Below are 1438 nucleotides of genomic sequence, written 5' to 3' on the forward strand. Positions count from 1 at the left end.
CACGACCATCCCCGCCCCGCCGTCCTCGGCAAACAGGGCAGCATGACGTCCTTCGAGGTGCCCGCCGAACTGCGGCGTCGCCTGAAGACATTGGCCGAGTCCGCCGGAGCGTCGGAGTTCATGCTCTACCAGGCCGCCGTCGTCACCCTGCTGCACAAACTCGGTGGGGGAGTGGATATTCCGCTCGGCACCCCGGTCGCGGGCCGCTCCTACCCGGTGGCGTCCGACCTGGTCGGCCTGCTCGCGAACATGGTGGTCCTGCGCAACGACCTCACCGGCAATCCCACCCTGCGCACGTTGCTGAACCGCTCCCGCACCACCGCCCTCGCCGCCTACGCCAACCAGGACGTCCCCCTGGAACGCGTGGTGGAGGCGGTAAACCCACCTCGCTCCCGCTCCCGCAACCCCCTGTTCCAGGCCATGATGCACTTCCGCGAGGAAGACTGGTCCGCCGGTGAAGCGGGCCTCGGTGAGGCCGAGATCTCCGTTCTCCCCATCGAATTCGACATCTCCCTGCTCGACCTCAGCATCAACTTCTTCGCGGGAGCTGACGGCGGCTTCGACGCCAGCGTCATCGTCAACACCGACCTCTACGAGCCGACCACCGGCCACCTCCTCGCCCAGCGCATGCTGCGAGTCCTCACCGCCTACGCCGACACCCCGGATCTCACACTCGGCGACCTGGACGTGATGCCGTCCGCCGAGAGAGAAGCCGTGGCGGCGTGGGGAACCGGGGCGAGCCGGATCCTGGATGTCGCCGGGCTCCTCGCCGACTCCGCGTCAGCGGATCGGCCCGCCGTTCGTTACGGCGATGAAACCCTCACCTACCGGGAGTTCTTCACCCGAATGGACGGCTTCTCCCCGGAGTCTCCCGTCGTGGACGCCACTGTCGGCGGTCCGGAGCCGAGACTGGTTGCCGCCGCCTGGGGCAGCACCGAACTCGGCGTCGAGGTGGCAGCCGCGCTCGCGGCGGATGCGACCGTGATCGTCGCCGATGAGACACAGCGGCAGGATCCGACGGCACTGGTCGAACTGATCCAGCGGTTCCGGCCCGCACGGGTCGCGGCCGATCCCGGCACGCTGGCCCGGTTCGTGCATACCGGTGTTTCCCTGTTGCCCTCGGTGCGGCACTGGGAGGTGCTCGGAACCGAGTGGCCCGCAGCGCTTCCCGACCTGCTGCCCGCGCTCTCCGCCGAATCCACCGCTGGCTACGCGTACGTGGTGCCCGGCTTCCCCGGGGTGGCGGCACGCGGCTCGTTGATCGGTACAGCCACGGTCTCCCCGGCAGCCGGTGCTCGGATCCTGGTGCTGGACGACGATCAGCGGCCCGTCCCGCCGGGCATGATCGGCACCGTCCACGTCGGCTACGTCGCAAGCGTGGATCCCGGTTCCACGAGGCGGGCCGAATCGGATATGCCCAGCGGTCTGTCCGCGACCG

The 1438-nt window shown here is 69.3% G+C and carries 1 protein-coding gene; it reads left to right on the forward strand.

The annotated features are described in order from the left end of the window. On the forward strand, positions 1–1438 hold a 1438-nt coding region (locus tag ACWELQ_RS45655; RefSeq protein ID WP_452403184.1), incomplete at both ends, for a condensation domain-containing protein.

It is taken from the genome of Nocardia sp. NPDC004722 (genome assembly GCF_053601505.1).